This is a genomic window from Paenibacillus sp. 1-8 (assembly GCF_056316205.1).
The window spans coordinates 1,097,205-1,122,790 of record NZ_CM149995.1; the positions used below are offsets into that span (position 1 = coordinate 1,097,205).

Here is a 25,586-nt window from a genome sequence, read left to right on the forward strand (position 1 = left end):
TTGAACTGAGGTTGCCCCTATTCTTTACCTGAGTCACGACAGAATCCGTAATCAGAGGTGAAGTCTTTTGAGTCATTACAAGCAGTATCACATCTATGTCGGTCTGGATTTACATAAAGCCCACCATACGGCGGTCATCATCAACTGTTGGAACGAGCGGCTTGGTGAGATTCAGATTGAGAATAAACCGTCTGCATTCGATGACCTGATGAAGTTCGTCAAGAAGCATACGGCAAAAGGCTTGACCCCTGTATATGGGTTAGAAGATACGGGCGGCAACGGCAGAGCCTTAGCCGTCCATCTAGTCGAGAAGAAGCAAATCGTTAAGGAAGTGAATTCTGCTCTGTCCTACAGCGAACGAATGAGCCATGCGACTACGCAAAAGAGCGACAGTTGGGATGCATTCTGCATCGCCAAGGTACTCCTTGCAAGACTCGATGAATTGCCGGATGCGAATCCGCAAGACTTGTACTGGACATTAGGTCAACTGGTAGCGAGGCGGAACGCCATCGTCAAACATGCCAGTGGCTTGAAGAATCAAATGCACCAACAATTAAGCTATCACTATCCGTCCTACAAGAAATTCTTTTGTGACATCGACGGGAAAGCGGCACTTGCCTTCTGGGAGAAGTATCCTGCACCACATCGAGCGTTGACGGTGGGAGTGGATGAACTGGCAGAGTATTTACGTGAAGCGAGTCATAACACCTGTTCGACCCGTAAGGCAGAAGAAATACTGGATTTGGTGAAGCAGGACGGCGAGACAAAGCGGAACTTCCAAGAATACAGAGACTTTCTTATCGTCAATATGGTCAAGGATATGCGGAGAAGTCGAGAACTTATCAAGCAAATCGAGGAACAGCTTCGGGTGGTATTGGCAGAGACTGATTACAGGCTAGAGTCGATGGATGGAATTAGCACCGTTACAGCGGCGGAACTGATTGCTGAAATCGGAGATATTCGTCGATTCTCTAACGCTGACAAGCTAGCCCGTTTTGCCGGAATCGCACCTGTCCGCTTTAGTTCGGGTGGCAAGGGCAAAGATCAAGCCAGTGGACAAGGCAATCGTGTACTGAATGCCATCTTCCATAACCTAGCCGTTCAGCAAATCCAAGTCGCCAAGGGAAAGAACAAGACACAGCGTAATCCGCTCATGTACGAGTTTTACCAACGGAAGCTAGCAGAAGGCAAGACCAAGAAGCAAGCCCTGATATGCGTCATGAGAAGGCTTGTAAACATCATCTACAGCATGATGAAGCATAAGACAGAGTATAGGGCGGCAAGTCTAACAGAGCGTCAAGCAAGCTGATATAATGGTGGTAATTGGAAAAACGGTTACCACCTTCTTTATTCCCAATTTTAAGATTACAACTTAGGGGACGGGTAATAATGTACCTAAATTCAATGAACCAATAAAAATTAAAACTAATAAGGGGATAGAAGTTGAATTTACAAATCCTTTGAGTAATACTATTAAATGGGTTGAACAGAATCCTAAAAATATACCAAATGCAATTGAAAGTGCTAAAAATAGTAACAATGCTGGTAAGGCAATAGAGGGCAAGGTTGGAGGATATATAAACCAAGAGGTTGGAGTTACAGGCTTTGGTGTGGAAATTACAAATGTAACTATGGGAAAGAGAGCGACAGACCTAGATGTTGTTACCCAAAAGCAAATTATAGAAGTGAAAAAATCTGCATCTGCAATTAAAACCGATCAAATTGATAGGTTGGTAAATCCAAATCATGCGGAATTTTTTAATTTTGATAAAAAGGAAATTATTCTCTATATTGATGAGCCGCTAGAAAACTTAAGCAAAACATCGTTAAAAAATTTGGAACATGTAAAAAGTAAAGGTATTACAATTGTAAACTCCATAGAGGAGCTAGGAAGGGTGCTGAAATAATGGGAATGTCAGTATTTATTCTTGCAAAAGAGCAGAGTTATATTCCAATTAACAAATTGCTTTCAGATTTAAATGATATCTGTACTCGGTTGAGGTTTAAGTTAAGTCTAGGTATTGAGGAGTTTGATGGTCACAATAAATTAAAGCATTATTCCGTGGGTATCAGTTCTTCTGACCAAAACTTAAACAATGAGCAAAATAATATTAGTGTTGATGTTTATGATGAACCGCTTGATTACCAATATAGGGATTTTAGCTGGACGAATGATGGAAAAGTTTTTTTCAATGTATTAATTATTGATGAGATTTACGAGAATGAAAAAATAGTATTAAAATTAATATATGAATATTTAAAGCTTAATCCTCAGTTGATTGTTTGGATTGAAGAAGAATGGTTTTATACGGTGCATGATTTAGAGAGATTTATTAGCAGGCCATATGACCCAGATTGGTGTTATAAGAATCCGAAAAACTAACCTATGCTGGTTTACAGCTCCAGTAACAAGAGTGTGCAATACAATCAACAATGCCACAATGCGAGCTAGCCGCCCGTGTTGTGGTCTTTTTCTTTCTCTGATATAGTTGGCGGCGGCTGATGTACTAGACCCCACCCAGTGCCGAATGAACCCATTATTCAACCAATAACACATATAACCCATGTAGTACCCGTATGAAAATTTCGCCATTTCGGTTGTACGCACATCAAATGCTTTAATTTTATAACCTATGTAACGCTATATCGTTACATTAAACAGGCTGATTATGGTCAGATACCACCATAATAAATCTGTTTTTTGTTATGTTCGCTTTCTCACCGATTTTTCAAAAGATGGATTGTAATATGAAGTGCGACACCCGCTGGAAATAAATAAAAAAGGGCCCATGGCCTGATTCGTGTAGAATGAAAGTTACCACACCAGCATTCACACAAGGAGAATCAGTCCATGAGTTATTTACATCTTAGCATAATCGAACGAAGCAAGCTAGAAATCCTGCATCAGCATGGGAAAAGCGCAAGAACCGATTGCCAAGGAACTGGGCAGGCACCATGCGACCATTAGTCGCGAACTCCAACGCCATGACGAGCAAAAGGCGTATCATGCCGAGCGCTCTCAAGAGAGCTACCACCAGCGACGTAAGGCCTCGATCCCTGCCGGGAAGTGGACTACTGAGCAGGCGGCTGCCATCGAAGAGAAGCTTCAGGCGACCTGGTCTCCAGAGCAGATCGTAGAACGGTTGCGTCAGGAAGGACAGCGTGTGGTGTGTTTCAAAACCATTTATCGCTGGCTGTATGCAGGCCTTTTGGTGAGAGGGACGCTAACCGTACTTCGGCACAAAGGTAAGCGACAGAAGCCAGCAGAAACCCGTGGCAAGTTTACCGTAGGTAAACCCATTTCAAAACGCCCTAAAGACGTCCGTTCTCGGGAAACGTTCGGCCATTGGGAACTGGATACCGTCGTCTCGGGCCGTGGAAAAAGTAAGGGCTGCGTAGCCACGTTCATTGAACGCAAAACGCGTCTGTATACCGCGATCAAGATGCCTGACCGCACGGCGCTATCGATGGAGATTGCCTTTGGCGTAGCCACTTCTCCGTACCCTACCGGAGCCTTCCAGACCGCTACCGCTGACCGAGGCAAGGAGTTTGCTTGTTATCCCAGCCTGAAAGCTACGCATGGCGTTCAGGTCTACTTTGCTGATCCTTACTCGTCCTGGCAGCGGGGCTCAAATGAGAATGCCAATGGCTTGCTGCGAGAGTTCTTTCCCAAAGGGACGGATTTCGCTCACATCACGGATGAAGATTTGGAGAATGCCCTCCATCTCATCAACGACAGACCACGAAAATGTTTGGGCTGGAAGACTGCTCACGAATCCTTTTCAGAAGAACTGTCGTGCTTGGCTTGACAATCCGTTATTAAAAAATCCTACTTATACTCAACGCGAAGAGGTTATTGCGTTTTTAAGAGAAGCAAAGCATATAAAAGAAAATCTTTCATATAGTGAAATTCGTGCTATCCTCAAAGAAGTGAAACTTCTTTATCCTAATTTACCGTATCGTTGACTTTAAGGAGGAAAATATGGATAACAATAATAAAGATAAGAATGATATTGATAGAAAGGTCTTGAATGGTGAAAAAGTTCCCTGTCCAAATTGTGGACAAATCCTAGTTTATCAAAAAGCAGAAAGTGGTATGCATCCTAGTATTATATGTCCATCTGGAGGCTACCATGTTCGGTTAAATGTTAATAAAAGCGATATATTAGACAGGTTGGGCTTAACAAAACGGAACAAGGGTAATAAATAGGATCACATTGTTTGGTTATAACTATATTTCATTGATTATATGTAAATAATTGTGTTGTATACTGTCAACAACAAGATCGTACAATACAACCAACAAACCAAACACTAAGCAACTTGATAAACACTTGATAAACCTTCAAAAGCTTATTCCGACTTGAACAAGGGGTTAGAATGAGCTTTTTTGTATGCTCCAATCAAATGTGTAAAAGTCCTAAAACTGCCTCTAGTAGAATCTATTACTAAAAATCTATCCAGCAAACAATGCAGATGAACAAAGGATGGAAAATGCAGTTGTATTGACATTCAAAGCAAGCCGGAACAACTAGGGAACACGTAAAATAAAGGTGGAAATTGAAGAAGTAAGCTATCCACACCTCATGTCATAAGATCTACCGCATCCAACTACACTGTTGCTCAATACAAGCCGACTATTTTTAAGTCCAGAAACTGCTGTAGGGGCTTAAGTATAAAAAATAACTTCACTAAATCAGACCATGCTTTTTAAAGCTATGAAACAGCCCATCTTCATCTACAGCATCCGTAATCTCATCGGCAATGGCTTTTAAGCCCGGCTTGGCATTTCCCATGGCAATTCCTAACGCGCAATATTCAATCATTTCAGCATCGTTCATGCCATCCCCGATACCAATCGTATCTTCCCTGGATATGCCCAAATGCTCAATAAGCTTTTCAATAGCCACGGCTTTGTGGATACCCGGAACCATGAGTTCCCCGCTGTCTTGCCCGAAAGCAGATACAGTACATTGAATAACCTCAAACTTCCCTGCGAATTCCTTTTTGATCTGTTCGAAAGGAACGTTTTTGTTTTCCAAGAAACACGCTTTGTTCACGTCACTACGATACAGGTTGTCCTCTCCTATAGTTAGGCCGGTGATAAAAGGATGCGGGCGGTGTTCCTTTTTCTCTCGGGCTACGGGATCATTGTCCACATCACCATAAATAAGCCGTTCCACATGGGGCAGGAAATTTCTGCTCGCAAACAGTCCCCCGTTCGATTCCAGGTAAAAGTCCAAATCGTGTTCATTAAAGTAATCGACCATATGTTTTACATCTTCATCCGATACTTTGTGATGATATAACATCTCACCTTCGATTTCTACAAAGCCCCCGCCAGCTCCAATAATTCCGTCGAAACCCACTTCCATGATGAAATCGTAGATCTCCGCTTTGGAGCGGCCTGTACATAAATAAATGAGATGACCGTTTTTCCTTGCTTCGATACATGCTGCTTTTGCAGATTCGGGAATCATACCATCATCATCCACTAGCGTTCCATCAATATCTAAAAAAATAATCTTTTTGCTCATTCTCAGGCTGCTCCTTGCTGTCGAACGTTTTCTTTTATGTTACTACATTATGGCTCCTGTTGATATAAAGGTTAGGATTTTTGACACCTAAATACGAATCTGGTCATGATTTTGATAACGCTTCCCTCTGGCAAGTTGCTACAATGACGGTATACCACAATTCTAGCGCTGGAGGTTGAATGCCGTGTCATTTAAAGTGGCTTTTATTGGAGCCGGGAGCATCGGTTTTACACGTGGAATTTTGCGTGATCTGTTGACTGTGCCGGAATTTAATGAGATTGAAGTGGCTTTTACGGACATTAATCAGCACAATCTGGATATGGTCACTGAGCTGTGTCAGCGAGATATTCGGGAGAACGGTTTGTCTATACCAATACAGTCCTCCACGGATCGAAAAGTGGCTTTGAAGGATGCCAAATATGTAATTTGTACGATCCGGGTAGGGGGGCTTGAAGGCTTTGCGACTGATGTAGATATTCCGCTGAAATATGGCGTGGATCAATGCGTGGGCGATACACTATGTGCAGGAGGTATTATGTATGGGCAGCGTGGTATTGCTGAAATGCTGGACATCTGCAAGGATATCCGCGAGCTAAGCGCACCGGACGTGCTGCTGCTGAACTACTCGAATCCGATGGCGATGATCACTTGGGCCTGCAACAAGTACAGCGGCGTACGTACGATTGGGCTGTGTCACGGCGTACAGCATGGACATCACCAAATTGCCGAGGTATACGGCTTGGAGAAGCAGGATATGGACATTGTGTGTGCCGGAATCAATCACCAGACGTGGTACATTCAGGCTTCACATGAAGGCAAGGATCTGACAGCCGGACTACTGGAGGCTTTTGAAAAACACCCTGAATATAGCCGCACTGAAAAGGTACGCATCGACATGCTACGCCGTTTTGGCTATTACAGCACCGAATCGAACGGCCATCTAAGCGAGTATGTTCCCTGGTATCGGAAGCGTCCGGATGAAATTCTCGACTGGATTGATCTGGGAAGCTGGATCAATGGAGAAACGGGAGGCTATCTGCGTGTATGTACGGAAGGACGTAACTGGTTTGAAACAGATTTCCCCAACTGGATGAAGGAAGATCCACTGGAGTACAAGGCCGAGAAACGCGGTGAAGAGCATGGCTCTTACATTATTGAAGGACTCGAAACAGGACGTGTATACCGGGGGCATTTTAATGTCGTCAACAACGGAGTGATTTCCAATCTGCCGGATGATGCGATTATTGAGGCGCCGGGATATGTGGATCGTAACGGCATCTCCATGCCTCATGTGGGTGAGCTGCCGCTCGGCCCTGCGGCTGTCTGCAATGTCAGCATTTCCGTGCAGCGTTTGGCAGTTGAAGCTGCCGTGCATGGGGACGACAAGCTGTTGCGGCAGGCGTTTATGCTGGACCCGCTGGTGGGTGCGGTATGCAATCCGAAGGAAATCTGGCAAATGGTCGATGAAATGCTGGTAGCGCAGGAGGCGTGGTTGCCGCAATATGGAGCAGCGATTGTCGAGGCGCGCGAGCGTCTGTCTGCTGGCAACCTGATCCCGACCCGCGATTACGAGGGAGCGGCACGGATCAAGGTCAAGACGGTCGAGGAAATGCAGTTGGACCGGGATGCCGCGAACAAAAATGCTGGTGAGTCGGACAAAGGCAAGGACCGTGAAAAGGTGCAAACTAGCGAAGCCTGAACGTCCAGAGCATTTTCAATAGTCGTAGTGGTAGAAGGGGGTTTTCAGTGCCGTGATGGCCTGGAAATACCCTTTTCTGATATGAGCGCTAGGCATAGCCGCCCCTCACACTTCATATCTTCAGGTTTATGGTTGTCGATTCGGGTCGACGGAAATTAAAGAATAGAGCCTTGTTATTACAAATCTCTTCTCCCATGTCGATGCCCCAATTCGCCCATAGGGCTTGCCACAGGGCGGATGCACCTTTAAATAAAGGAACCGGTTCCTGGGAAATATAGCGGTAAAAAAGACCGACAGAGTGGCAATTTAAAGCCTAACTAATAATTTAATTCTTGATTTATTCAATTTACAGCAGATTTCCAGCTCACTATAATCTAACATAGGAGGTGACGAAAAGAGGAAAATGTAAGCGTGCGAAAAAGTAGAAAGCGCTTACCTATTACAACTATGAACGCCGCTTTTTTGGAGAAAGTAGGCGTAACACACATAATCATGTAACAATCAGGTGCCGACATAGGAAGATTCAACAAAATTTACGGAAAGATAGGTGAAGCAATTGAAAACCAAACAAGTGCTTCGTAAAGGCATGCTTCTTAAAAGCGTTAAGTATGCTTTTGCGCTATCACTCGTCGCAAGCAGCTTTCTACCAGGTGCAGGATTTACGGATAAAATACACGCGGAGTCCCATGTGGACAATCCTTATCAAGGGGCAACCAAATATGTTAGTCCTGATTACGCCGCTAGCGTCGATACGTCGATTGCCAAGGTTACGGATCCCACGCTGAAAGCGAAAATGCAAACCGTCAAAACGTTCCCGACAGCTGTATGGCTTGATCGTATCGCTGCTATTAACGGGGGTGGAGGAAAGCTTGGCTTGGAAGCGCATTTGGACCAAGTATTGGCGCAAAAGAAAGGCAATACACCAATTGCGGCAGAGTTTATTGTATATGATCTGCCCGGACGGGATTGTCATGCCTTGGCTTCCAATGGTGAGCTTCCGTTAACCCAGGCAGGTCTGGAAACGTATAAAAAGGATTATATCGACAAGATTGCTACGATCTTTGCCAATCCCAAATATAAGGATATTCGTATCGTAGCGATCATTGAACCAGACAGTTTGCCAAACCTCGTGACCAATCTGAATGACCCCAAATGCGCGGAAGCCAAATCTACAGGAATTTATGAAGCCGGCATCAAGTATACAATTAATAAGTTGAACGATATTCCTAACGTCTACAAATATGTAGATATCGGTCACTCCGGCTGGCTGGGTTGGGATAACAATCGCACAGCAACCGTATCGTTGTTCACGAATGTTTTCAGAGACACGAGCAAAGGACTGTCCAGTGTGGACGGCTTTATCACGAATACAGCCAATTCTTCCCCGCTGACAGAGCCTAATCTGCCCGATCCAAACCTGAATATCGGCGGACAGCCGATCAAATCTTCCAAATACTACGAATGGAATCCTAATTTCGATGAATCTGATTTCGCAGAGTCCTTGCATAGAGACTTTGTGAGTGCAGGCTGGCCGAGCTCACTCGGTATGTTAATTGATACGGGCCGTAACGGATGGGGAGGACCTAACCGTCCGACTGCCGCTGTCGGTAGTGATATTAACTCCTATGTGAACTCAGGTCGTGTAGACAAACGCTCGCATCGTGGTAACTGGTGTAATAACAGCGGAGCAGGTATGGGTACGCCGCCGCAAACAGCTCCAGCTTCCCATGTCGATGCTTATGTATGGGCGAAACCTCCGGGTGATTCCGATGGTTCCAGCTCGCTCATTCCGAACGATGAGGGTAAAGGCTTTGACCGATACTGTGATCCTACCTATACAACCAAGGATGGCACATTAACAGATGCTTTACCGAATGCACCTATTTCAGGAGCTTGGTTCCATGATCAGTTTGTTATGCTTGTGCAAAATGCATATCCAGCGATTGTCCCTTCATCCGGTGGCGGAACAACTCCTACACCATCCGCTCCGGCAGTACCAGCGGGCTTAAAGGCGACAGCGGGTAATGCGGAAGTGAAGCTGACCTGGAATGCGTCCACTGGGGTCGACAGCTACACGGTAAAACGTGCAACCAGCGAAGCAGGTCCTTTTACAACCGTTGCGCCTCTTGTTACTGAGAAAGAGTACACGGATAAGGGACTGACCAACGGAACAACTTATTTCTATGTTTTAAGTGCTACGAATACGACAGGAACAAGCAAGGATTCCACTGCGGTAAGCGCTGAACCAAAAGGTACACCGACAGATCCAACGGACCCTACAGATCCTACAGAACCAGCGGGTGATCTGGTTGTAATGTATCGGGCCGGGGACACCGATCCAGCTAATAACTCAGCCAAGCCTTTCTTAAATCTGAAAAATAAAGGTACAACACCCGTGAAGCTGAGTGAGCTGAAAGTCCGGTATTATTTCACGAAAGATGGCAGCCAGGAGCTGCAATCCGCAGTAGACTATGCGCAAGTAGGCAATGATAATGTGCTGCGTACCATTACAGACAACTATATTGAAATTGGTTTCAATGCTGCTGCCGGCACGCTTGCTGCTGGAGCGCAAACAGGTGATATTCAGATCCGCATCAACAATAGCGACTGGTCTAACCTGGATGAATCCAATGACTACTCCTTCGATCCAACCAAAACCTCTTATACAGAGTGGAATAAAGTAATGTTGTTCCATAACGAAAAGCAGGTGTGGGGAATCGAGCCTTAAGATTGGAACAGAAGATGTGTGCTTAAGTAATGGAAGAGCCCCGAAGAAAAAGCTATGGCTTAACTGCCGTAGCTTTTTTTGATCGTTTTCAGATAAAGACCTCATGACCAAGAGAATAAGTATTCAAATTGTGTATAATAAAAAAAGAATGCTTTGTTCTACTGTGGAGGTCATCATGAGTAAAAAGTTAATTTTAGATGTAGATACAGGTATCGACGACGCACTTGCTATTGCGTACGCTGTCCATTCGCCGGAATTGGAGCTGCTCGGTATTACAACCACCTTTGGCAATATCTCGGTGGAGGAGGCGACACGCAACTCGCTGATCCTGCTGGAAAAGCTGGGTGTAGAGGCTCCGGTCGTGTCCGGCGCTCACAAGCCGTATGCCCGTGAGCTGTTCAAGCCGTATTCCCGGCATATCCACGGCGAGGACGGGATTGGCAACCAGTTGAAGGGTTCGCCTTCCCGACAGGCTGCAACTGGTGATGCTGCTGATTTTATCATCGGACAGGCTCGTCACTATGAAGGCAAGCTTACCCTTGTTGCGGTGGGACCCCTGACGAACCTTGCGATTGCACTGGATCGCTGTCCCGAACTGCCGCAATTGCTTGACCGTCTGATCATTATGGGCGGCGCAGTCACGGTAAAAGGCAACGTAACCCCGACCGCTGAAGCGAATATATATGCCGATCCTGAAGCCGCAGCTAATGTGTTGGGAGCAGGTTTCCCGCTTACGCTGGTTGGGCTGGACGTGACTATGCAGACGCTGCTTCCTCAGCATGAGGTGGACAAATGGCGTGAGCAAGGGACCGAGTTGGGCACGTTTATGGCAGATATGACGGACTTTTATATGGAAGCCTATCGTAATTTCAGACCCGGTATCGCGGGCTGTGCTTTGCATGATCCGTTGGCCGTAGGGCTAGCGATTGATTCCAGCTTTGTGGAGACGCGCCCGATGCACATTGCCGTCGAGGTGGGGAATTCCGCTGAGGTTGGTCGTACCCGTGAAGTAACGGACAAGGATCAAGCTCATTCGCAGACAAGTATTGACGTGGCACTTAAGGTGGATGCGGAGCGGTTTTTGCGTCATTTTCTGAGCCGGGTGGTATAAAAAATAATTCAAAGGATTGCCGGTGGATCTGCATCGGCAATCCTTTGTGCATGCATGTTAGACTGCGCCCTCATAAACCACAAAGGAGGAGATTTATTGTGTTTTCTGCTGCTCAACGTCTGCCTTTGCTGGAACACATGTACAATCATGCACCGACAGGGATCGCCATTTTTTCGAGGGACGGAAAATGTCTGTACGTCAATCCCGCCCTTTGCCACATGGTCGGATACAAGCAGGAGGAATTGCTGAAAACCCGATATTATCATTTGTTGTATAAAGGAGACAAAGATCGACAAGCGTTGCGGGACGCCTATACGGGCTGGCTGAAAGCTACGGATCAAGTGTACAAGGCAGAGCTTCGTTTAAAACATCAGCGGGGGACATCCGTCTGGTTATCGCTGGAATTAACGATATTTGATGACCCGGCTACGGGTCAAACGTATCTGATTGCCTACGCGATAGACGTCACGGAGAAAAAAGACATGCAGCAGGTACTCTCGGACAATGAGGACTTGTACATGCTGATTACAGAAAATACGCCGGATGTGGTCTCGTTCAGCACGCCGGACGGCAACCTTCAATATGTTTCTCCTTCGGTAGAGAAGCTTCTTGGTTACACCAGGCAGGAAATGCTCGGCAAAAAACGGCTCGAATTTTATCATGCAGAAGATGCCGATTATATGCGCGTACATGGAATCTTCCAGGAAACAGGTATTATGAAGCGGCGTGTGCGTCACAAGGACGGACATTATTTGTGGCTGGAGGTGTCATACCGCATTATTCGGGATGAGGAAGGTCAGATCAAGCGGGTTCTGTCTATTGGTCGCAACATCACGGAGCGCCAGAAGAGTGAGGATAATCTTGCAAAAGCCCAGCGACTGGCGATGTTTGGCTCATGGGACTGGGATTTGGTTAACGACGTTTTGCATTTTTCCAAGGAATTCCGCAGCATTTTCGGCTTTAGCGTAAAGCCGGTCGAGACAAGTATTGATTCTTTTCTGGATGCTATTCATCCAGAGGATAAAGAGCGAATGATCGAGATCATAACGAACGTCATTTTAAAAGGGATTCATCAAGAAACCTTTTACCGGATTGTATTGCCTAATGGTGAACAGAAAGTGCTGCGTTCGACCTGGGAAGCGGAAATGGACGAGCGCGGAGGGCAGCCGATTCAAGTTGTCGGTATGATACAGGATGTCACGGAGCACCAAAAGATGGAGCAGCGTCTTCGTGAAAGCGAGAACCGTTATAAATCGCTGTTCCAGCATAACCCGCTCGGCATATGCGCCATGAATATGGAGGGGCAAATCCTGAGTGTAAATCCCAGTCTGGAGGAGCTTACCGGTTATACAAGGAAGGAACTGCTTGGGACTGGAGTTCTTGCGATGGCTCCTTCCGAGGAACAGGACAAGATTAGGCATCATATGGAACTGGCCAAACAGGGAGAAACGCAAACCTATGAATCAGAGTTCATACATAAGGATGGGGAGCGTCTGTTTATCAAGGTAACCAATATCCCGATTTTTGTGCATGAGCAAATTGTCGGCTGCTATGGCATCGTTGAAAATGTCACCCCGCTCAAAAGCTACATCGCCCAAATCCAAAAGCTCAGCAACGAGCATTCACTCATTCTGAACGCGGTATCTGAAGGCATTGTGGGCTTGAGCACCGAGGGGCATGTCCGTTTTATGAATCCGGCGGCGGTCGAAATGTTTGGAGTGGGATCGGAAAATCCACTGAGCGGGACATGTACGGACATGATCCGCCATTTCGATGAGATTAGCAGACATTATCCGGATGAGCAGCCCTCCATTCTTCAAGCGATCCGCAGTGGCGCTTCTTATCAGGCTGAGGAAGCCGTATTTTGGAAAAAAGACGGGTCCAGCTTCCTCGTCTCTTACCGGATCAGTCCCCTGATGGATAATGGAGAGCGTAAAGGGGCCGTAATGGTTTTTGTGGATATGACGAATGAGAAGGAAATCATCCGGGCCAAGGAATCCGCCGAGCGGGCCGACCGGGCCAAGTCAGAATTTCTTTCTGTGATGAGTCATGAGCTTCGTACACCGATGAACGGAATTATCGGGATGGCCGGGTTGCTCGCAGACACTGAATTGGATGAGGAACAGCGAAGTTATATCGATATTATTACCAATAGTAGCAGTGCTTTAATGCAGATATTGAATGAAATACTGGATTTGAGCAAAATTGAGGCTGGAAAAATGGCGTTGCTGCACGAGCCTTTTGAACTTGAGAATATGATGGGCAGTGTGGCGGACCTATTTCTCAAGCAGGCTATGGAAAAAGACATTGAGCTGGAGTGGCACGTGGATCAGGAATTGCCGGGAGTCCTTGTCGGTGACCATGTGCGTATCCGGCAGGTGCTGGTGAATTTGGTGAGCAATGCAATCAAATTTACGGAGCGAGGGCGTGTAAACATCTTTGCCGAGAGCAAGGCTTACAGCAGCCGTAAAAAGAAATGCTTGATTGAGTTCAGTGTAACCGATACCGGCATCGGTATTCCCTCAGATCGCCAGCATCTATTGTTTCAGCCCTTTTCCCAGCTTCATCCGGCATTGAACCGGAAATATGGAGGCACAGGTCTGGGGCTATCCATCTGCAAAAACCTGGTCAGTCTGATGGGCGGCTCCATTGATGTGGATAGTGACGAGGCCAGAGGAGCCACGTTCCGGTTTCAGCTAGATCTTATGCTACCGGAAGGGGAAGCACTTGCGAATATAAGCCGTGATGAGCCTTACGAATCGACGGAATGCTAAAAGAAATAGCCAGCCGTGGTGCTTAACGCATCACGGCTATTTTTATGTCCAAGTGGAATGGTATGCAAGGCGTTTCTCTTTTCTGTAATAAATAACCAAAGAAATGATTGACAAACTGTTCTAATTGTATTATAAATAATAGTACAGTTAGAACAGTTAAAAGAATGCAGATGAATCTGATCAAGTCTTGAAAGGAGGAAGTCCATGTTCGAGCTGGATATCCGCAGTCGTAAGCCGATCTACGAACAGCTAATAGACAAGGTAAAGGAAATGATCGTATACGGATCGCTTCAGCCGGATGAGCAATTGCCTTCTGTACGGGTTTTATCCGCTCAGCTTACGGTGAATCCCAATACGATTCAGAAGGCGTATCGAGAGCTGGAACGCGAAGGATACATCTATTCCGTCCAGGGCAAGGGTAGCTTTGTCACCCCTGCCGAGCATCAGCCGCAGCAAATGAAGCGGGATGAGATTCGGGCGGCGCTGTTGAAGCAGATGATCGAAGCTGTCCATTTCGGTTTTACGCAGCAGGAAGTGGACGCCTTATACATGGAAGCTACGCAATTGAAGGAAAGGGGGATGTCCCTTGATTGAATTAAGGGAAGTCACAAAGACATTTACAGAAGAAAAGGCTGTCGATCAGCTCGCCCTTACGGTGAAGAAAGGCTCTATTTTTGGACTTTTGGGCTCCAACGGAGCAGGTAAAACGACACTGCTCAAAATTATCGCCGGGATTTACCGACCGGATACTGGCAAGGTGCTAATCGGTGGGCAGCCGGTGTATGAGCAGCCGGAAGTCAAGCAGCGCATTCTGTTTATGCCGGATACCCCTTATTTTTTCCCGCAAACGACGATTCGCCAGATGGCCCTGTTTTACCGTTCCATTTATCCGAGCTGGAGTGAGGAACGCTACATACAGCTTACCGACATTTTCAAGCTTGATCCGAAGCGTAAACTTCACCGTTTTTCCAAGGGGATGAAGCGTCAGGCCGCTTTTTTGCTTGCCTTGAGCTGTATGCCTGAGCTGCTGATTTTGGATGAGCCGATTGACGGACTGGACCCGGTAATGCGACGAATGATCAAAAATCTGCTGTTCCAGGAAACCGCCGCACGTGAGATGACTGTCGTGATTTCATCCCATAATTTGCGTGAGATTGAAGACATGTGTGATCATGTCGGCATTATGCATCAGGGACGTATGCTGTTGGAAAAAGAGGTCGACGACCTCAAGTCCGATACGCATAAGGTGCAGGTTGCTTTTCGTGACAGCATGCATGAGGAAGTCGTCTGCGGACAACTTTCGGTTGTACATAAGGAGCGCAGAGGCAGTGTTTTGCTGCTTATTATCAGGGGTGAACGAGAGCAGATTACAGAGACGATTCAGGCGTATGAGCCGCATGTGTTCGATTTGCTGCCGTTGACGCTGGAGGAAATTTTCATTTATGAAATGGAGGACGCAGGTTATGACATCCAACCGATTCTTCTGTAGCGGCGGCGTGATTCGCCAAAGCCTGAGACAGCATGGCTGGATCGGTCTGTTGTACTTGGCGGGATTATTGTTTACAGTGCCGCTGCCGTTATTTATGAGCATCGGAGACGAACGGGTGCACGAGGTTTTGAGAAGCTTGTTCGATAGTGCAAACTCAGGTAATGATTTGCAAAATATGATTTTATTGACCGTACCCGTGCTGACAGGTGTGATGTTGACTCGTTTTATTCAGCGGCAGGGGCCATCTGATTTGTATCACAGTCTGCCATTACGCAGGGAACATCTGCTAACGGCACATTTGATCAGTGGTCTTATCCTCTTGCTCGTACCCGTGTGGCTCACGGCAGGAGTGACGGCTTGGGTTAACGCCGCGAATGATCTGCCTTATATTTTTCACATGAATGATGTTGGATCATGGGCATTGGTCGTCTCGGTCATTAGCATTTTTCTTTTCGCCTTTACTGTGTTTGTAGGTATTTGCGTAGGGCAATCGCTGCTGCAAATTGCTGTAGTATACATTTTGATGGTGCTTCCTTTCTTTCTGTCATCCATGATTAGTCGCTTTCTGGGGCATCATTTGTACGGTTACTATCAGGTCAGTGGAACAATAGTTCGTTATAGTGATGGCATGGAGTTACGTAGTAACATTAATATTTGGCATTCTTTATCGCCGTTTATTCGCTTTACGGAATTGCTAAAAACTCCATTTTCATATATTGAACTGCTTGTTTATATTGGTGTTTCTCTGCTGTTTGTGATCTTGAGCTATGTGTTGTATCGCAAACGGCTGGTAGAGAAGGCAACGCAAGCAATGGCATTTACCTTCTTCCAGCCCTTATTTAAGGCAGGAGTCATGTTATGCGTCATGCTGATGATAGGAGAATATTTTTATAGCCCAGGGGGGCAGGGTAAAGACTGGTCGATCTTCGGTTATGTGCTCGGAGCTATTTTAGGTTATATCGTTGTGGAGATGGTGATTCGCAAGACGTGGCAAATCGTACGTGTTCGTGCTTTGCTGGAGTTAGTCGCATACGGTGCAGTATTGGGTCTGGCAATGTACATTCCGACTTCAAGTTGGATAGGCTACGAGGAACGGATTCCAGCCGCGCATTCCGTGGAGCAAGTTTATGCCGGACCAAGTTTGTATTTGGATGGGGGCATTACACGAAAAGATCTTTATTTTTCGCAGGATAAAGCTTATATCGCTTCTGTGCTGAATTTACAGCGTGAACTCGTGCGGGCCCATTCATCAGGACAGACGTCCATGACCAAAGATGAACCTCTTCAAATGATAGCCATTGCCTATCACCTTGACGATGGTTCAATTATGACCCGAAGCTATACATTTCCCGAGCAGCCTTTCCGGGCAGAACTGGCAAAGGTCATGGTGTCTGAGCCGTACAAAACAGTAGCATACTCGTTGGATAAGCTATATGGTGCAGCCGAAACGATCAGCATTAAATCAGGGGATGATGAGGAACGGAGGGTGATACTGACCGATCCGAAAGAAATTCGCGAATTTGAAGCTGTGCTGAAAGAAGAAATTTTGGATATGAGCTATAGCGAAATGCAGTCTGGAAGTTATCCGCTGGGGAATATCGAAATTCTGAATAAAGCTTCCTCTATCTCCAAATATGAGCCGGAATGGACTCGTAATGTTGCATTTAACTGGCGTTTATCCTTTCATAAACTGGAAGGTTGGCTGAAACAGAAGGGATATGTCGACAAGGTAATTGTCACCTCGAAGGATATACTTTCTGTGCGTGCTGTTCCAATTGTTTCTCAGGAGATGAAACCTTATCAATCTGGTCAGTATATCGAAGACGTCAATTTATTCAGAGATATACAGCAGAAGCATAAAGCAATCGTCATTGAAGATATGAAGCTCTGGAAAGCTATTTTGGAAAACCGCAGATCCTATAACTATACTCCGGATATGGAGAAAGGCACTTACCTGATACAGATCAAAATCAAACCTTTATATGGCTTAAATGCTCACACAGGCTATTATTTATTAAATCCAAAAGACATAACACCTGAGCTTGCGAAGGCTCTACCAGCAGCTCCTTAAAACGGCACCGAACGGCAGGCAAGAAATTCCTCCTGATTTGGGCAGATGTAGAGGCATATAGAGATAGAACGCAGAACATAAAGAGTATAGCGTTCGGTAAATGATGTCAGCCTAATTCAGGAAGGAGCAGTACAATATGAGATATACAGAAGATCGTGAGTTTATACAGTTGTTGGATCACTATAAGCAATCCTTTTCCGGATGGGATTTTTCATTCATCTCGGATACAGGACGCGTAGCGAGCGAGCCCTTGGACTGGTCTTATGCCAGCAAGGCTATGACGCTCATCCATTCTTCCACGGCGATGCTGGATATGGGAACAGGCGGAGGCGAACTTTTGTCACGGCTGCGTCCTTTTCCAGAGATCGTATGCGCGACAGAAGCATATGCACCGAATATTCCTGTTGCGAAGGAACGATTGGAGCCGCTGGGTGTGCGTGTTATGGCTATAGATGACGACGACTCACTTCCATTGGATGATAACGGGTTCGATCTCGTGCTGAACAAGCATGAGGCATTTTCTCCAGCGGAAGTGCGGCGTATTTTGCATACGGGCGGGACGTTTTTGACCCAACAGGTGGGGGGCCTGGATTGTGTGGGCATTAACGACCGTTTGGAAGCCCCTTATAGCGAATATGCGGACTGGTCCCTTTCTCAAGCGATTACCGGTCTGAAAAGCAACGGCTTCGAAATCGTGGAGCAGCGGGAACAGTTTCCGATACAGCGGTTTTACGATATTGGAGCGCTTGTCTACTACTTAAAAGCGATTGAATGGCAGATTGCTGACTTTCAACCAGAGAGATATATAGAACAGCTGTATGGTCTACATCTGGACATTCAAAGTGATGGGTATTGGGACGTGAAGCAGCACCGTTTTTTGATCCAAGCAAGAGCGATATAGAATTGTTGAATTCAATACCAAGAGGGGCTGTCCCAAAAGTCATAAAATTGGCTGGGGACGGCCCTTTTCTCCAAATTGTAAAACAAAAAGAAACCGTTCCTTGGTAAAATGGAGGTACCACCCAACCATTCGAAAGGAGACGGTTTCTTTGTACATTCAATATACCATGGATCAACTTTTCTTACCAATGGATTTAGAGGCAGATATCCCCGAAAACCACATCGTCCGTGTGGTAAACGACGCAGTCAACCGCCTGAGTGATTCCATTTTCAACGCTGCGTATCCTGGCGGTGGCCGTCATAGTTATCATCCTAAAATGCTCACCAAAATCATCATTTACGCCTACACCCAGCGCATCTACTCTTCCCGTCAAATCGCCAAGGCCGTCCGCGAAAATATCATGTTCATGTGGCTCGCTGCGCGGCAACAACCGGATTTCCGTACCATCAACCGCTTCCGTTCGGAGCGGATGAAAGAGGTGCTGGAAACCGTGTTTACCCATGTGCTGGAGCTGCTTGTTCAGGAGCAATACGTGTCCTTGGAACACTACTTTCTGGACGGAACCAAGTTTGAAGCGAATGCAAACAGGTACACCTTCGTCTGGAAAAAGGCCGTTGTCAAGCATCAGGCCAAGCTGCAAGAAAAAGTACATACCCTGTTCCAAACCATCGAAGCGGCCGAAAGCGAAGAAGATGCGCTCCACGCGGGTACAGACCTTCCTGAGCTTGGCGAAGCTTCCTCGCTCACGGCAGAAAAGCTGGAAAACGCGGTTCAACAACTGGAGGAAGCTTTGCAAGAAAAACCGAAAAACAAAACCTTAAAGAAAGCCGTGGGCCAGTTACGCAAGGACTTGCTGCCGCGGCTCCAAAAGTATGAGCATCAGATCGAAACCGCGGGCGAGCGCAATAGCTACAGCAAAACCGATCCGGACGCGACGTTCATACGAATGAAGGAAGATCACATGCGAAATGGTCAACTGAAGCCGGGATACAATGTGCAGATGGGCACGGAAAACCAGTTTGTGCTCGGTTACAGCGTGCATCAGCGGCCTACCGATACGAAATGCTTGAAGCCCCATTTGGAACATCTGGAAGAATCACTCGGGAGACGACCAGAGATGGTCATTGCCGATGCAGGGTATGGAAGCGAAGAAAATTACAGCTATTTCGAAGAGCACAACATCCAAGCGATCGTCAAATACGGGACATACCACAAAGAGAAAACCAGGGCCTGGAAGCAAGCGATAGGCAAAGTGGACAACTGGAGCTACAACGAAACGGAAGATACATGGACCTGTGCGGCTGGAAAAATGTTACGTTTTCGATACGAAGGCCAGACGGTCACGGAGAGCGGCTACACGATTCGGACACGCCATTATCGAAGTGAAGATTGTAGCGATTGTCCCCTAAAAGCGAAATGCACCACAGCCAAGGGCAACCGGGAGATTGCCGTCAGTCTGACCTATATGCGGCAAAAAAACGACATGCGGGAACGACTGCGCAGCGAGGAAGGATACACTCTTTCCGTTCGGCGCATGACTGAGCCCGAGAGCGTGTTTGGACAAATAAAAAACAATCGGGGTTTCCGAAGGTTCCTGCTTCGCGGCTTGCAAAAAGTAAGCCTGGAGGTCGGGTGGCTTTGCCTTGCCCACAATCTGCTCAAAAAAGCCGCAATGACGGAAAAACGCAAAAGGGACGAAGCAGGATAGACCTCTGCTTCGTCCCTTTTGAACATATCGGTGTTTTTGTTCTTCTTCGATATGCTTTTTAAGGGCTTTTGGGACAGCCCCTTTTTTAGCATACCTTCTTTATGGTAAAAACAAAATCAAAAGCCATGCGGCAGTTGGCAGTGAAATACCGACGGCGATGGCAATATAGGGCAAGGGAGTTTTCAGATAGCTTTTCCAATCCGCGGCCTTATGCTTTTTTTCATGATAAATCTCGATTTGTGTTGAAAAACTGTGAAGTAGCTTGAGAGCGTCCTCGGCCGGAATATGTTGTAAGGATATCCAGAGGTCATCATGCATTTTTCGGAGAAAGGCCATATCGGATGTGTTATCCCGGTGATCGGATAAGGACATTTTTACCATCTCCTCGTATACTAATCTTTACCATAATTGTACAATGAAAAAGCAGTGGCTTAAAGGCTCATTTCATTTAAATGATATAGGGGGATGTACATGTCTGATCCAAAGGGAGTTATAACCGAACCGGAAAAAGGCGCCTCCATGCGGCCAACATGGTTTTGGTCGTGGCTGGGCGGTACATTTATGTTTGGATTGTTTTCAGTCATGTTTAATGTATTTTGGAGTATGGCTGTGGCATCTAATGTACAGCTTCTGCTGAGGCGTGAAGGTGTGACGGATACTGCGGTCATTGTGATGATGATTTTGTATGCCTGGATCGTCGGCCTGATTTTTGCAGCTTACGGTGCCTGGAGTGCGCGTATTTCCAGTCTGCGCAAGCTTCCGCTCATGCTGACCGGGCTGCTATCATTATTAAGCGGCCTGGGTTTATGGATTGTGGGGTTACAAGGCTCTGGCGGCCAACCGTCCGAGGTGGGCGGGAGTTCGTGGCAATTGTTTTCAATCTATCACGCGTGGGCGGAGCCTGTGCTGGAGGTATTGGAGCCGTACACACAGCATGGTGAAATCTGGTTTCTGCTGACTGCACTGCTGCCGATCGCCGGAATGGTAGTAGGGGTTGGGGTGGACCGTTATCCGGCGGTGATAGGAAAGAACGGAAAGGTGGATCGTAGATGGCAATGGGTCGTGGCCGCTATGTCTGCCGCACTCGTCATTGTCCTGACCATTACACTAATGCTGCCTCACCGCTCGTTGATTGCAGAACGGGATTTTCCAGTGGTCGATGGGGCTACAGCGGCGATTCCGTTCGCACAGGATATGCTGCATGAGCTGACTGGAATGAGCAAGGCGCGCGCGGCGCACGAATTGAGATTCAACACAACGCATCAGGCGTATGTAAATCTGATCGACAAAAAGGCGGATCTCATTCTGGTGGCCGGACCGTCCGACGGGGAGCTGCAACTTGCCAAAAGTAGGGGAGTGAAAATGAAGCTGACTCCCATTGGGAGGGATGCGTTTATTTTCCTCGTTCACGATTACAATCCGGTTCATAATCTGTCTTCAAAGCAGATTCGTCGCATTTATGAAGGCTCCATTCATAATTGGAGTGAAGTGGGAGGCAAGGATCAGCCGATTGTAGCCTATCAGCGGGAAGAAAATTCGGGAAGTCAGACGTATATGCAAAAGAAAGTGATGGCTGACCATGAGATGGCCGAGCCGCCCCGGGAGCGCACAATTGGCATCATGGGTGGTATGATTAATGCAGTCGCTGATTTTAACAAGGATCATAATGCGCTCGGGTATTCGTTTTATTATTTTGCCAATGTGATGCATAAGCGGCAAGAAGTTAAATTTTTGTCCATTGACGGAGTGGTGCCAAACAAGGAGCATATCCGTTCGCAACAGTATCCGTTCACCGCTCAATTGTTCGTGGTCACACGGGAAGGAGAGAAGTCCAGCCCTTCGGTTCAGCAGCTACTCCAGTGGCTGCAAAGCGAAGAAGGAAAACGGATCATTGAAAAAGGCGGTTTTGTTCCTGTAAATCCGTAGACGAGGTTTTCCATACGGTCGATTTTGGGTTTCCATCCGTCAAGAGTGAAACGAAGACAGCAGGGTAATACATAGGATATACCTTGCTGCGGTTACATACCCGTGCAGCATTGTACTAACACAGTAAGGGGATGAACGAAAATGAAGAAAAAATTATCGGCATGGGCGCTTTTGCTCGCCGTATCCATCATGACAGCAGGTTGTGGAGCAGATACAACACAAGCAGGACAGACCGGACAGAAAGAGCAGAACGGACAAACCGTTCAGGATGGACAAAAGGGTTCTGCTTCCGCGCAACCGGGTGCTTCGGGAACCGCTGTAAATACACCTGGACAGCAGACTGCTTCTGACGGGAAAAATGGCACAACTGGCGGTACAGGCGTTGCATCGGGGGCTGGTGGACAAGCATCCACAGATGCGAATGCGGCGAAGGTTCGCATGGACGATGTTACCGCGCTGCGCCTGATCGACGGCAAATCCGGCTGGATCGGCGGGAAGGGCTGGATTGCCCGGACAGACGCAGGCACATCCGGTTCAGCCGGAGCGGCATGGGATGTGCAATATCAGGGTCAAGGGACAGTGCAGCAAATTTTTGCCTTGAATGGGCAGCAGGCATGGGCTGTCATGGCAGACAGCGGCTTGCTGCTGGCGACTCAGGATGGAGGCAAGCGCTGGGAAAGTATCGGGACAGTGCCGAAGCAAGGACAAGCGGGATTTTTGCACTTTGTATCGTCCAAGGAAGGATTCACCGGAAACCAATATACGAAGGACGGCGGTCAAACCTGGTCCGCGCTTCCCGTGCCTGATCACACCGTTGGACAACCATACTATCATGATCAGCAAAACGGTTGGGCGGTAACGCAAAGCAAAGAGGGCTCGTTCGGTATCTTACACACAACGAATGGCGGCCAGAAGTGGACCACCGCTTTGTCCCGGAAAACCGAAGCCCCTCTGAACGGTGTAATCATTCGTTCGGTAGAACGCGGAAACGCATGGATTGAGCTGGTCGGGGATACGGGCATGAATCAGACCTCATATTCGCTCTGGCATACCGCCGATAGCGGCCAAAGCTGGCGTGCTGTGTTGGCAAATGCCACCGCTGGCGCAGGTCCGGCTCCCGGCATTAGCCAGCAAGACAATCAGGTTCCCAAGAATGAAGGGGCGGCACCGGGTATGCTCTATGCAGTAAACAGCAGCACCGCGTTGATGGGCGGCTATTGCGCACCGTGCGACAAACCTAATACCATTGGCTGGACGAATGATGGAGGCAAGACGTGGAACAACGGCAAGCAAAGCTTTGACGGCTATGGCAGCCAGCAAATCGGGATGGCCAATGCCAAGGAAGGCTGGGCTATTTTTTCGGATTCAGAGAAGGCTCCGGTAATGTATACCACCTCGGATGGTGGACAGCATTGGACGCAGAGCCATGTCTTTGACAAGCCTGCGGCATCAGGTTCCTGAGCAGATAAGTCCTGAGCAGATATAGTGAGGAGGGAGAAGACATGAGCCAACAGAAGAAAAGTGCAATCACATGGGCTGACGGCCGTGAAGTGCCTCTGATCGGACGAGGGAGGGGTGTGCCATGGCAGAGAGAGAAAAAGGAACAGGAACCAAGGCAGAGCTGCATGAGATAGATGATCATCTGGATTACGGATTATCTGTCGTATTTATAGGCTTCAATCCCAGCTTGAAATCAGGCGAAGTGGGGCATCATTATGCGAACCCGCGCAACCGCTTTTGGCGCATACTGGAGGGAGCGGGTTTGACCCCTCGCTTGTACGATTCATCGGAGGATGGTGGGCTACTCAAGCTTGGCTACGGTTTTACGAACATTGTTTCCCGGCCCACGAGGGGAGTGGAGGACATTGCGCGCGAGGAATACGCCGAAGGACGTCTGAAGCTACATGCCAAGCTAAAGGAATACCGTCCCAAGGTAGCCTGCTTTGTCGGCAAAGGTGTATATACCGAATACAGTAAAAAATCCAAAGCAGATTGGGGATTCCAGCCAGAACCGCTGATCCCCGAGATGCATGAATTTGTAGCCCCTTCGTCCAGCGGACTGGTTCGCATGTCGCTGGAGGAGATCACAAATATTTACCGCGGTCTCCAGACATTTCTGACGGCAGAAATCGTCTGATATGCAGCGAGAACAAGGGATTCAGCTAGAAGAAAAAGAACCACACAGTTCATGCCCTGAGGGGAAGAACGTGTGGTTCTTTGAACTACCGCAGACTCTATTTTAAGGTTTTTGCCTGCCACGCCTGATCTACCGGAACGTAAGGATATCCCAGATCACGGGCTACCGCCTCGTAGGTGATATGACCGTTCAGGACATTTGTGCCGCTGAGCAGGGGTTTGCTTCTGCGAAGAGCCTCCTGCACGCCCTGATCCGCAAGCTGGAGGGCGAAGGGAAGCGTCGCATTTGTCAAAGCAAGCGTCGAGGTTTGCGGCACTGCGCCCGGCATGTTCGCCACGGCATAGTGAATGACGCCATGCTTCACATAGGTTGGCTGATCATGTGTCGTGATGTGGTCTATCGTCCCGACAATACCTCCCTGGTCGATGGCGACATCCACAATCACAGAACCGGGCTGCATCGTCTGCACCATAGCCTCCGTTACGAGACGAGGGGCTTTGGCTCCAGTGATCAGGACAGCACCGATCAGCAAATCGCTCTGCGCTACGGCTTCAGCAATATTGGATGGTGTGGATACCAGTGTATGAAGCTGGTTGCCAAAAATATCGTCCAGCTGGCGCAGCCGATGCAGGCTCAGGTCGATCAGCGTCACATCTGCCCCGAGGCCGATAGCGACCTTGGCAGCATTCGTGCCGACGACTCCGCCGCCAATAATGGTCACTTTGCCGCGCTTGACTCCCGGCACGCCTGCCAGCAGGATGCCTTTGCCGCCCTTCGGTTTTTCCAGCAGCTGTGCCCCGATTTGCACAGCCATTCGACCTGCGACCTCGCTCATCGGGGTAAGCAACGGAAGGCTTCCCCCGACATCTATGGTTTCATAAGAGATGGCAGTTACGCCGTTGACCATCAGAGCCCGTGCCAGTGCTGGCTCAGCAGCCAGATGGAGATAAGTGAACAAAATCAATCCTTGCCGAAAATATCCGTATTCTGCGGATAACGGCTCCTTCACCTTGATAATCAGATCCGCCTGAGACCACACATCAGCTGCGTGCTGCACAATCGTTGCACCCGCCGTGGCATAATCTCCATCCGTAAAGCCACTTTCAACCCCTGCATGACTTTCCACAAACACGTGATGTCCGTGCTGGATCATCTGAGCTGCACCGGCAGGTGTCAAGGAGACACGATTTTCATTGTTTTTAATCTCTTTCGGAATTCCAATATTCATTTTGTTCACCTCTCCTGAAAATAATTGTTATCCAGCGGCAAATAATTATTCTTTAGGGCAGCTGTGCTGCAATGTTGCTGTTTGCTGGTAGTCAGCACTCAACCTGCTGTAAATTTTCATCAGCATGTTATCCAACGGCAAATAATTGTTCTTCAGGGCAGCTACGCTGCTGTGTTTCTGTGTTTCTGTGTTTCTGTGTTGCAATGTTGCTGCACCAAACGGATTCAAAAATTGCATTATCATTTTTATACAGCCTGCCAATTAGTTATATGGACTC

General features: G+C 47.5%; 20 protein-coding genes and 1 pseudogene. 17 read left to right on the forward strand and 4 right to left on the reverse strand.

Annotation, left to right across the window (positions count from 1 at the left end):
• Window positions 1-67: 67 nt before the first annotated feature.
• The 5 genes and pseudogenes from AC0WRU_RS05055 (at window position 68) to AC0WRU_RS05075 (ending at window position 4,210) form a co-directional block, all read left to right on the forward strand.
• The gene (locus AC0WRU_RS05055; protein ID WP_476127483.1) at window positions 68-1,309 is read left to right on the forward strand and encodes an IS110 family RNA-guided transposase; all 1,242 of its coding nucleotides are present in this window, start codon (window positions 68-70) and stop codon (window positions 1,307-1,309) included.
• Between the two features lie 151 nt (window positions 1,310-1,460).
• A complete protein-coding gene (locus tag AC0WRU_RS05060) occupies window positions 1,461-1,907 on the forward strand; it encodes a hypothetical protein (protein WP_476127484.1) in 447 nt (148 codons plus the stop codon).
• Window positions 1,907-2,383 (forward strand): hypothetical protein, encoded by a 477-nt coding sequence (locus AC0WRU_RS05065; protein WP_476127485.1) that lies wholly within the window; start codon window positions 1,907-1,909, stop codon window positions 2,381-2,383. The genes AC0WRU_RS05060 and AC0WRU_RS05065 overlap by 1 nt, the downstream gene beginning before the upstream one ends.
• Before the next feature lie 468 nt (window positions 2,384-2,851).
• Window positions 2,852-3,809, forward strand: a pseudogene (locus tag AC0WRU_RS05070) (IS30 family transposase).
• A gap of 173 nt (window positions 3,810-3,982) precedes the next feature.
• Complete coding sequence (locus AC0WRU_RS05075; protein WP_476127486.1) at window positions 3,983-4,210, forward strand: hypothetical protein; 228 nt, start codon at window positions 3,983-3,985, stop codon at window positions 4,208-4,210.
• 481 nt (window positions 4,211-4,691) lie between these two features.
• Here the strand turns inward: AC0WRU_RS05075 and AC0WRU_RS05080 are convergent, their stop codons facing one another.
• Window positions 4,692-5,537, reverse strand: coding sequence for a Cof-type HAD-IIB family hydrolase (locus tag AC0WRU_RS05080; RefSeq protein WP_476127487.1), 846 nt, complete (start codon window positions 5,535-5,537; stop codon window positions 4,692-4,694).
• 184 nt (window positions 5,538-5,721) lie between these two features.
• Between AC0WRU_RS05080 and melA the strand changes: the two genes are divergently transcribed.
• From melA to AC0WRU_RS05125, 9 genes are all read left to right on the forward strand, one after another.
• Complete coding sequence (gene melA, locus AC0WRU_RS05085; protein ID WP_476127488.1) at window positions 5,722-7,236, forward strand: alpha-galactosidase; 1,515 nt, start codon at window positions 5,722-5,724, stop codon at window positions 7,234-7,236.
• Window positions 7,237-7,783: 547 nt separating this feature from the next.
• Window positions 7,784-9,964: a glycoside hydrolase family 6 protein gene (locus tag AC0WRU_RS05090; protein ID WP_476127489.1), complete on the forward strand. Its 2,181-nt coding sequence runs from the start codon at window positions 7,784-7,786 to the stop codon at window positions 9,962-9,964.
• Between the two features lie 175 nt (window positions 9,965-10,139).
• Window positions 10,140-11,075, forward strand: a complete 936-nt coding sequence (locus AC0WRU_RS05095) for a nucleoside hydrolase (protein ID WP_476127490.1) — start codon at window positions 10,140-10,142, stop codon at window positions 11,073-11,075.
• Between the two features lie 98 nt (window positions 11,076-11,173).
• On the forward strand, window positions 11,174-13,849 hold the full coding sequence (locus AC0WRU_RS05100; protein ID WP_476127491.1) for a PAS domain S-box protein: 2,676 nt from the start codon (window positions 11,174-11,176) through the stop codon (window positions 13,847-13,849).
• A gap of 204 nt (window positions 13,850-14,053) precedes the next feature.
• The gene (locus AC0WRU_RS05105; protein WP_476127492.1) at window positions 14,054-14,443 is read left to right on the forward strand and encodes a GntR family transcriptional regulator; all 390 of its coding nucleotides are present in this window, start codon (window positions 14,054-14,056) and stop codon (window positions 14,441-14,443) included.
• Window positions 14,436-15,338: an ABC transporter ATP-binding protein gene (locus AC0WRU_RS05110; protein ID WP_476127493.1), complete on the forward strand. Its 903-nt coding sequence runs from the start codon at window positions 14,436-14,438 to the stop codon at window positions 15,336-15,338. The genes AC0WRU_RS05105 and AC0WRU_RS05110 overlap by 8 nt, the downstream gene beginning before the upstream one ends.
• Window positions 15,313-17,409, forward strand: coding sequence for a multidrug ABC transporter permease (locus AC0WRU_RS05115; protein WP_476127494.1), 2,097 nt, complete (start codon window positions 15,313-15,315; stop codon window positions 17,407-17,409). The genes AC0WRU_RS05110 and AC0WRU_RS05115 overlap by 26 nt, the downstream gene beginning before the upstream one ends.
• 136 nt (window positions 17,410-17,545) lie before the next feature.
• Window positions 17,546-18,310 carry a methyltransferase domain-containing protein gene (locus AC0WRU_RS05120; RefSeq protein WP_476127495.1) on the forward strand — a complete coding sequence of 255 codons (765 nt, stop codon included), beginning with the start codon at window positions 17,546-17,548 and terminating at the stop codon, window positions 18,308-18,310.
• A gap of 148 nt (window positions 18,311-18,458) precedes the next feature.
• Entirely contained in the window at window positions 18,459-20,018 is a 1,560-nt protein-coding gene (locus AC0WRU_RS05125; protein WP_476127496.1) for an IS1182 family transposase, read from the forward strand.
• Between the two features lie 99 nt (window positions 20,019-20,117).
• Here the strand turns inward: AC0WRU_RS05125 and AC0WRU_RS05130 are convergent, their stop codons facing one another.
• The gene (locus AC0WRU_RS05130; protein ID WP_476127497.1) at window positions 20,118-20,390 is read right to left on the reverse strand and encodes a hypothetical protein; all 273 of its coding nucleotides are present in this window, start codon (window positions 20,388-20,390) and stop codon (window positions 20,118-20,120) included.
• A 99-nt stretch (window positions 20,391-20,489) separates the two neighbouring features.
• Here AC0WRU_RS05130 and AC0WRU_RS05135 point away from each other — a divergent pair, with 99 nt between their 5' ends.
• The 3 genes from AC0WRU_RS05135 (at window position 20,490) to AC0WRU_RS05145 (ending at window position 24,081) form a co-directional block, all read left to right on the forward strand.
• Window positions 20,490-21,944: a substrate-binding domain-containing protein gene (locus AC0WRU_RS05135; RefSeq protein ID WP_476127498.1), complete on the forward strand. Its 1,455-nt coding sequence runs from the start codon at window positions 20,490-20,492 to the stop codon at window positions 21,942-21,944.
• A 141-nt stretch (window positions 21,945-22,085) separates the two neighbouring features.
• On the forward strand, window positions 22,086-23,405 hold the full coding sequence (locus AC0WRU_RS05140) for a hypothetical protein (protein ID WP_476127499.1): 1,320 nt from the start codon (window positions 22,086-22,088) through the stop codon (window positions 23,403-23,405).
• Between the two features lie 121 nt (window positions 23,406-23,526).
• Window positions 23,527-24,081, forward strand: coding sequence for a mismatch-specific DNA-glycosylase (locus tag AC0WRU_RS05145; protein WP_476127500.1), 555 nt, complete (start codon window positions 23,527-23,529; stop codon window positions 24,079-24,081).
• A gap of 97 nt (window positions 24,082-24,178) precedes the next feature.
• Here the strand turns inward: AC0WRU_RS05145 and ald are convergent, their stop codons facing one another.
• Both ald and AC0WRU_RS05155 read right to left on the reverse strand, forming a co-directional pair.
• Window positions 24,179-25,309 carry an alanine dehydrogenase gene (ald, locus tag AC0WRU_RS05150; protein WP_025686499.1) on the reverse strand — a complete coding sequence of 377 codons (1,131 nt, stop codon included), beginning with the start codon at window positions 25,307-25,309 and terminating at the stop codon, window positions 24,179-24,181.
• Between the two features lie 45 nt (window positions 25,310-25,354).
• Window positions 25,355-25,552 carry a hypothetical protein gene (locus AC0WRU_RS05155; RefSeq protein ID WP_476127501.1) on the reverse strand — a complete coding sequence of 66 codons (198 nt, stop codon included), beginning with the start codon at window positions 25,550-25,552 and terminating at the stop codon, window positions 25,355-25,357.
• Window positions 25,553-25,586: the final 34 nt, after the last annotated feature.